Raw genomic sequence first — 8,160 nt, forward strand, 5'->3', positions numbered from 1 at the left:
TCTTATGAATATTACAGAGTTTCAAAAATCTAGATTCGGACTTTTTATCCATTGGGGAATCTATTCTATTCCAGCACGAGGTGAATGGGTCAGAAGCAACGAAGAAATGAAAGAAGAAGACTATATTCCTTTCGCGAATGAATTTGATCCAGATCTATTTAATCCACACCAATGGGCTAAACTTGCCAAAAAAGCCGGTATGAAATATGCCGTAATGACTGCCAAACACCACGATGGATATTGTATATTTGATACAAAGACTACAGATTGGAAAACAAATAGAGATTATGTCAGAGAATTTTTAGATGCGTTTAGAGAAGAAGGATTAAAAGTCGGTCTATATTATTCCCTACTTGATTGGCATCATCCAGACTATCCTCACTTTAAAGATCGACATCATCCGGAAAGAAACAATGTAAAATATGATAAACCGATTTGTTTTTCAAACTATTTGAATTATATGCATACTCAAATCAAGGAATTACTTACAAACTATGGAAAGTTGGATATCATGTGGTTTGACTTTTCTTATGACAACATGACAAAAGATGTATGGGATGCCCACAAAATCGTAACAATGGCAAGGACCTACCAACCAGACATGATCATCGACAATCGACTAGAAGGAGATGGTGTACATCCTGGAACCATTATGGATGCACATCCTAGTTTTACATCTGGTGATTTTACTTCACCCGAACAAATGATTCCTCCTCAAGGTTTACCTGTGCCTTGGGAAGCTTGCATCACTATGAATGAACATTGGGGATATTGCGCTAAGGACACAAATTATAAATCCGCTAAGCTAATCATCCGTACTTTAGTAGAATGTGTATCCAAGGGTGGAAACATGATTTTAAATGTGGGGCCGGATGCTAGAGGTCAATTTCCTAAAGAATCTATCCATGTATTAAATAAAATTAGTGAATGGATGAAACTAAATGAAGCTTCTATTTATGGGTGTACAAAGTGTGAATTAGAAAAACCAGAATGGGGAAGATACACACAAAAGGAAAATAAAATTTATGCACATATTTTAGATGAGAGTATTTTTGATATACCTGTTAAAATTCGGAAAGAAAAAATCCAAGACATAAAAAGATTGTCTGATCATTCTCAAATCAAAATTCAAACACCTTGGAACGCAGAAAGTTTTCCTGACTATACATTTATCCATATTGATTCCAATTCACACCAGTGTCCAGATCCAATTGACACAGTGATTGAAATCACATTAAAAGACTAGCTTAAATTTCGGCTAGTTTCTTTTACTATATAGATTGGTCTTTGTTTACTTTCCATATAATCTTTTGTCGTATATTGACCTAAAATGGCCACAAACAACATTTGAAGCCCACTTAAAAACAAAATCAAACATACTAAATGAAACATGGATGTGACATGTACTAATAGTCCAAATATAGCCATTATAATCGATGAAATCATAATAGCTGTTCCAATATTACCAATCCACACGATTGGTGCTGTAGAAAAGGAAAACATTCCTTCAAGAGCATAGGCAAACAATTTTGAAAAGTTCCATTTTGATTCTCCGGCAACTCTTTGTACATTATGGAATTCAATCCATTTTGTATCAAAACCCACAAAAGAAAATAATCCTTTCATATAGCGATTGTATTCTTTCAATTCTAAAATCGCATCCACCATTTGTCTTGACATCATCCGAAAATCGCCACAACCATCACTCATATCCATTTTGCACATTTTCTGCATTACTTTATAAAAGGTATGCGATAAAAAGTTACGCATCTTTCCTTCACCCGTACGATCCACTCTTTTTCCTGCACAACAATCATAACCTTCTTGACTCACTGCTTTATACATTTCTTTTAATAATATAGGAGGATGCTGCAAATCGGCATCCATGATCACAACATAATCTCCACTTGATTTTTTTAATCCTGCAAACATGGCGGCTTCTTTACCAAAATTTCTTGAAAAAGAAATAAATTCACAATGATCATCCTTTAAACTCAAAGCTCTTAATATATCTTTTGTGTGGTCCTTGGATCCATCATCCACAAACAACAATTCATAGGTAATGTCTTCTATTTCATTTAATACTTCACTTGTCTTTTTATAAAACATGGAAAGAACTTCTTCTTCATTAAAACAAGGAACGACAACACTAATTTTGTTCATACAACATTTCCTCCTTCTTAGAAAATATATGTGATTTACACAAGAAATAATTGGCCAAAACAGTAATCACACTGACTAAAATCTTAGATAATAAATTTGAAATATGTAAGCCATCAATACAAATAGCCAATAGTAGGTTTTCAACAAGTAATGTCATAAATCGTAGTCCAAAAAACTCGATACACTCTTTTTTCATATCATTACTTGAATGAAATACAACTTTACGGTTTGAAAAATACGCAAAAATAACGGCTACCATCCAAGCTAAACTATTACTAATTAGCCAATGGATTCCTATTTTTAAACAAATAAAATAAACAATATAATTCACAAGAGTTGTCATAACTCCTACGATTCCATAGCTTATAAATTCTTTGACTTTTTCCATATCCAAAATCCTCCTATCATAATTGAAAGAACACTTATACCAAGTCCTGCATTCTTAAATGGCGCATGAAATTGAATTGTAATTGTATGGCTTCCTTTTTTGATTTTGCATCCCACAAAAGCCTTATTCACAATTTCAACATTCTGTTTTTTTCCATCTATATATATTTCATATCCCTTTTCATAAGGATATGAAGTTACAAGATAACCATCTTTAGATGTTGTTACTTTCCCCTTAAATATAGACGTTGTCTTTAATGGTTTTACTTTCGTTACAACTCGGTCAAACACATTCATATCACATGTATAAACACGAATATTGGATATCTTATATTTTCCTTTGGATAAAGTAACATCAAATTGTTTTAATTCTTTTTTAGAAAGAATATACGTAAAATGTTTATTCCCATTTGGATACACAGAATGTTTTTTTGATAATGTATTTTTCATTCCGTTTATAGATATAAAAACTTTTTTCTCTGTATAATTCTTTACATCAAAATCAATACAAACCATCTTATTTTTTGTATCAAAATCAATGGGTATCGTTTTTTTCGTTTTCTTTTTGTTCTGAATCACAATCGATTGATCTAAATTCTTTATAAGTTTCATCTTTGAGGCATACTCATTACTTGTTTCACCATTCACAATCGTACGATTATAGATGGTATCCAAATTATATGGATAAAAGAGTTTATCAAACTTAGATTCACTTATCGTATCACTTGTGACATAGACCATTGGAAATACATTTTTATTCTTTAATAATTTATATTTTCCTTCACTATCTACTTCTTTATATCCATATAAATTCGCTTCTTTACTGAGTACATTTTGAATCCCCATCATACTTAAATATAAATAATTCTCACTATCCGTTATAATCGTTCGATTGGATTGCGATACAGGACTCTTTATAATGTCATACACAAAAGTGTTATATAAAGAATTACTTGTTGACGTATAACTTGATGCCTTCATTTCTTTTAAATCATATATGTGATTCACACTATATCCGACCTGATCTAAATCAGCTGTTCGTTGATTCAAATCGTTTCTTTGTATCAATTTTTGTTTATCCTTAGAATATATTGAATTATATAGTTTTGAATCTAAGCACTGATTGTAATTTAATCCTGTAAAAACAATCATAGGCACAAGGGCATATATCATTAAACATTCTTTTTTATCCATAAAGTAATAGCCAATAAATACAAGTGAAATTAATAATCCTAGAAGCATTGTTTTGGTGCAAAGAAATAAACTAGCTAAAACAAGTAAACCTTTATTCAACTTTCTTTCCTGTAGCCAATGGGCAAGAATCATAAGAATGAGTGGTAAACATAGCACCAATATTTTTGTGCGTGCATATAAAGTTCCATTCAATATATAAGAGAATATTGGGAAAACAAACATTAAAATCAACAGAATCGATAGTTTCCTTGTCCTTTCAAATTGAATTCCTTGAAATAGGGCAATCCAGCTAATCACAGTCAATCCACATCCATAGCTATCATAGACAAGTCCTTTTAGATTTAAGCTAGGAATGAATAAATCTAAAATATGTGTTTGTACAACTGACTTATGATTCATTAAAATCAAATATCCCGTTGGAAGCCATAAAATCGTAGCCATACCCATACCGATAAGAATCGGAATCAGAATGTCTTTTATCGTATGGTTTTGATCATAATCATATAAAAGCAGAATCAATATCATGCCTGGCGTATAGAAATAATTATGGAAAAGTGCCATACAAATACATAGACTGATCCATTGTCTTTTATTTTTATCGATTAGAATGAATGAAAGAAATAAAAAGGGAAGAATTTCTATAAACATGATTTGTTGGTGAGACTGAAAGAAGCAATTGGCGCATATGCAGCATATGCTTGAAAAGAAACTAATCGAATCTTTGTATCCTTTATTTCTTAGCCAACAATAACAAAGTCCTCCTGTAGATGCCCATAGAAATGTTGCATAACCTATAATAAAGAAACGAGTTGGAATATTTGGAAATACATATGAAATCAACACGTCTGGCCTTAATAATCCATAATATGAAAAGCTAAAGGCATTGGTTTGTCCTTGAAGATTTTCAAAACTGTCTGGAAGTAATTGCTTGGTTTGTCGAAAATAGTCTGCCAAAGATACGTGTTGTGCTAACCAGTCTAACTTTGATCCATACATGGAATATGTGGATACACAAAGTACAAATAGAATGGGTAATATAAATAGTATTGTAATGTAAAACTTATCTCTTTTTTTCATGGTTTTACTATACAAAATAAATCTTAAGTATCGACAAAAGGAAATATTAAACTTTCCTAAATATATTAAGAAGATTTAAGAAATATATAAGTAGAGTGTTAAGAAATGTTTGATAAAATTTTATCGGTGATCAAAATGAAGAAACTATTATTATGCATTTTAAGTTTGATGCTTTGTCTAAATACATCTGTAATTCATGCCAAAGAGCCTGAATCTTTAATGATTGTGGCACATCCAGATGATGAAACAATTTGGGGTGGTTCTCATTTAATCAATGGAAATTACACGGTTTTATGTATTACGAATGGAAATAATAAAAAAAGAAAAAAAGAATTTATGAATGTCATGAAAAAAACACATTCCAAAGGAATTATTTTATCTTTCCCAGATAAGACAAAGGGTAAGCGTGATAACTGGAAGTCTTGTAAAAAGGATATTCAAAGAGCAATCCAAAAAGAAATCGATTCCAAAGACTGGGACAAAATTGTAACGCATAATCCAGATGGTGAATATGGGCATAACCATCATAAAAAGGTATCTAAGTATGTTACTATGATTTTAGAAAAAGAAGATAAGACAAATCAGCTTGTATATTTTGGTAAGTATACATCAAAGAAAAACAAGGCTGAATTAAAGAATGAAAAGAAATTATCCAAGAAAGATTATAAAGAAAAATTGGATGTCATTCAGTTGTATTCTTCGCAATCAAAAGTGATGGATCATTTACATCATATGTTGCCTTATGAAAATTGGAAACCCTATAGTAAATGGGGTAAAATAGAATAAAAGAAAGGGGATGTGAACATGCAGACACGTATTTTAGTGGCGGATGATAATGCAGAAATCCGTGAAATATTAAGAATTTTATTAACTGGCGAAGGCTATGAAGTGATTGAAGCTAAAGATGGAAATGAGGTCCTTCAATTATTTGATTCTTCCATCGATTTGATTGTTCTTGATATTATGATGCCGAATATGAATGGTTACCAGACTTGTCTAAAGCTTCGTGAAACAAGCAATGTCCCTATCTTATTTTTAACAGCCAAAGGATTAGATTCGGATAAGACGCTTGGTTTTTCAAGTGGTGCCGATGACTATTTGGCAAAGCCTTTTTCGTATAGTGAATTAACAGCAAGAGTTAAAGCTTTACTTCGTCGTTATCAAGTCTATAAGGGTAAAAAAGAAGAAACATTACTTGATACAGAAAAGGATTTAAGTATGGATGGTCTTACTTTGCGTTATGCCCAACAAAATGCAGAGGTCAATGGAAAGGAAGTTGAATTAACGGATATTGAATTTAATATTTTGAGTACGTTGATGAAGAATCCTAAACAAATTTTTTCAGCTGAACAATTGTATGAAAAGGCTTGGAATGAGCCTTATTATTATTCAGCAAATAATACAATCATGGTTCATATTCGTAATCTTAGAAAGAAAATCGAGAAGGATCCCGCCAATCCCGTATACATAAAAACAATTTGGGGAAAGGGGTATCGTTTTGAATAAAAAAATAACGAGACTATATCTTTCCCTTCTTGTTTTTTTATTGAGTTTTTTCGCAATATATTCTCAAAGATTTGTCGTATACGATTATTTAAATACACATTTTAATTATTCGGATACTTTATCTAAAGAAAAAATAAAAGAGGCGAAGACTTATTTAGATGAACAAGAACAAGTGGATTTTATGAACCACACTCAAATTCGTAAAGATTTAAATCAATTATTAAAAAAGGGAAGCTACCAAGTCATTTTATATAAGACAAAATCAAATAAACCAGATGATAAGATCATTGATTCTGTACTTGCGTTTTGTGGCCGTGCTCCTTTAAAAAATGCACAAAAGTATAATATTTTTATAAAAAGTTCAAGTAAAACAAGTTGTATTGAGTGGTATCCATCTTTCACAAATTATTATGCTTCTTATCGTATTTTTGATTGTATTTTAAGTCTTATTATCACAATTCTTTTTTATTTACTTTTAAAAAATCTTAAACCACTCCAATCAAAGAAAAACGTCTTCTATTCCTTATCCAGTCGTATGATGTTCTCTTTTCTTTGTGCAACATTGTTAGTCTTAACTTCTTTTTCATTCCTATATTTAAATCGCAGTGTGGTCTTTGAGTTTTTAATGGATACGTTTTATCAATCAGAAGATTATTCTTCTTATGTTAATAGATTAGAAAAACAACTCCAAAATTTTGATTTGACGAAAGAAAATAAAAAAGCCATCAATCATATATTAAAAGAAAACGCACTCAATCATGCGTATGTGGAATTATATGATCAGGATGGAATCTATTTTACAGACAAATCTCCATTAAGCAGCAATAATTTTTTGTTGTTATATAGTTTTGATGATTTGGATGTTTTGGAGGCCCCATTGTATTATGATTATCCAATACAGTTTAAAAACCAATCCGTTTATTTATATATCACTTCATTCCCAATGATTCCATTCCAAATTCCTTATATTATTCTTTCGCTTTTGATTTCTTTCTCTTTTTATTTAATTATCCTACAAAACTTTATCCGTAAACGAATTCATTCCATTCAAAGTTTACAGGAAGATGTGTTTACTTTAGCAATTGGAGATTGGAATCACGAAATCAAAGTAAGTGATAGAGATGAGATTGGACGTTTAGCCCAGGACTTGAATCAAATGCGCATTGCCTTTCTACAAACGATGGACAATGAACAACAGGCGCGTGTTGCGAATAAAGAATTAATTTCTTCTTTATCCCATGATTTAAGAACTCCACTAACAACTTTAAAGGGATACCTTGAAATCATGAATTTAAAAAGGGATGATAATGAATTTCGTGATCAATATCTTCAAAAGTGTCTAGCTAAAGTTGAAGAAATCACATATCTTTCCAATAAAATGTTTGAGTATTCTCTTGTCTTTTCTACAGAATACAATTTGGATTTATCGAATATTCCCATTCAAAGAGTCATCGATACATTGGTAGATCATATTCAGTATTTAAGAGAAATGGATCTACACATTTTATATGAGCCTCTACAAACTTTTCTATCTATGGATGCGAATTTTGCGATGATTCAAAGAATATTAAATAATGTGTTTTCAAATATTCAAAAGTATTGTGATCCTTGGAAAGATATTGTGATTCAAGCAACGATTGAAGAAAACCAATTAAAAATGAGTTTCACAAATTCAATCAATCGTCATTTAGATAAAGTCGAAAGTAATGGGATTGGTTTAAAGAGTGTTAAAAAGATGATAGAAATCCATCATGGTACTTTCTATCAAGACGAAACAAATGATTTATTTACTATTATATTAACTTTCCCTATTCATCAGTAAGAGTGATTCTG

The 8,160-nt window shown here is 31.0% G+C and carries 7 protein-coding genes; 4 read left to right on the plus strand and 3 right to left on the minus strand.

What is annotated here, in order from left to right; translation table 11 throughout:
• The first annotated feature begins 4 nt into the window (after positions 1–4).
• Positions 5–1,246 carry an alpha-L-fucosidase gene (locus EUBIFOR_RS08725; protein WP_003865661.1) on the plus strand — a complete coding sequence of 414 codons (1,242 nt, stop codon included), beginning with the start codon at positions 5–7 and terminating at the stop codon, positions 1,244–1,246.
• Here the strand turns inward: EUBIFOR_RS08725 and EUBIFOR_RS08730 are convergent.
• The 3 genes from EUBIFOR_RS08730 to EUBIFOR_RS08740 are packed head-to-tail and all read right to left on the minus strand — an operon-like array spanning position 1,243 to position 4,821.
• Positions 1,243–2,163 (minus strand): glycosyltransferase family 2 protein, encoded by a 921-nt coding sequence (locus tag EUBIFOR_RS08730; protein WP_003865662.1) that lies wholly within the window; start codon positions 2,161–2,163, stop codon positions 1,243–1,245. The genes EUBIFOR_RS08725 and EUBIFOR_RS08730 overlap by 4 nt on opposite strands.
• Positions 2,150–2,551: a GtrA family protein gene (locus EUBIFOR_RS08735; protein WP_003865663.1), complete on the minus strand. Its 402-nt coding sequence runs from the start codon at positions 2,549–2,551 to the stop codon at positions 2,150–2,152. Before EUBIFOR_RS08735 ends, EUBIFOR_RS08730 begins: the two co-directional genes overlap by 14 nt.
• Entirely contained in the window at positions 2,527–4,821 is a 2,295-nt protein-coding gene (locus tag EUBIFOR_RS08740) for a YfhO family protein (RefSeq protein WP_083783547.1), read from the minus strand. Before EUBIFOR_RS08740 ends, EUBIFOR_RS08735 begins: the two co-directional genes overlap by 25 nt.
• Positions 4,822–4,956: 135 nt before the next feature.
• Here EUBIFOR_RS08740 and EUBIFOR_RS08745 point away from each other — a divergent pair, with 135 nt between their 5' ends.
• Genes EUBIFOR_RS08745 through EUBIFOR_RS08755 form a run of 3 tightly spaced genes read left to right on the plus strand, consistent with a single transcriptional unit; the run spans position 4,957 to position 8,149 of the window.
• Complete coding sequence (locus EUBIFOR_RS08745) at positions 4,957–5,607, plus strand: PIG-L family deacetylase (protein WP_040466429.1); 651 nt, start codon at positions 4,957–4,959, stop codon at positions 5,605–5,607.
• Positions 5,608–5,625: 18 nt separating this feature from the next.
• Positions 5,626–6,327, plus strand: coding sequence for a response regulator transcription factor (locus EUBIFOR_RS08750; RefSeq protein ID WP_003865666.1), 702 nt, complete (start codon positions 5,626–5,628; stop codon positions 6,325–6,327).
• The gene (locus EUBIFOR_RS08755) at positions 6,320–8,149 is read left to right on the plus strand and encodes a HAMP domain-containing sensor histidine kinase (RefSeq protein ID WP_003865667.1); all 1,830 of its coding nucleotides are present in this window, start codon (positions 6,320–6,322) and stop codon (positions 8,147–8,149) included. Before EUBIFOR_RS08750 ends, EUBIFOR_RS08755 begins: the two co-directional genes overlap by 8 nt.
• The last annotated feature ends 11 nt before the right edge of the window (positions 8,150–8,160 follow it).

The sequence above is a fragment of the Holdemanella biformis DSM 3989 genome (assembly GCF_000156655.1).
Lineage (GTDB): Bacteria > Bacillota_I > Bacilli_A > Erysipelotrichales > Erysipelotrichaceae > Holdemanella > Holdemanella biformis.

Excerpts from the sequence above, each read along its gene's own strand:
- EUBIFOR_RS08725 (WP_003865661.1), top strand. The coding sequence starts at position 5 with ATGAATATTACAGAGTTTCAAAAATCTAGATTCGGACTTTTTATCCAT.
- EUBIFOR_RS08735 (WP_003865663.1), bottom strand. The coding sequence starts at position 2,551 with ATGGAAAAAGTCAAAGAATTTATAAGCTATGGAATCGTAGGAGTTATG.
- EUBIFOR_RS08750 (WP_003865666.1), top strand. The coding sequence starts at position 5,626 with ATGCAGACACGTATTTTAGTGGCGGATGATAATGCAGAAATCCGTGAA.
- EUBIFOR_RS08740 (WP_083783547.1), bottom strand. The coding sequence starts at position 4,821 with ATGAAAAAAAGAGATAAGTTTTACATTACAATACTATTTATATTACCC.
- EUBIFOR_RS08730 (WP_003865662.1), bottom strand. The coding sequence starts at position 2,163 with ATGAACAAAATTAGTGTTGTCGTTCCTTGTTTTAATGAAGAAGAAGTT.
- EUBIFOR_RS08745 (WP_040466429.1), top strand. The coding sequence starts at position 4,957 with ATGAAGAAACTATTATTATGCATTTTAAGTTTGATGCTTTGTCTAAAT.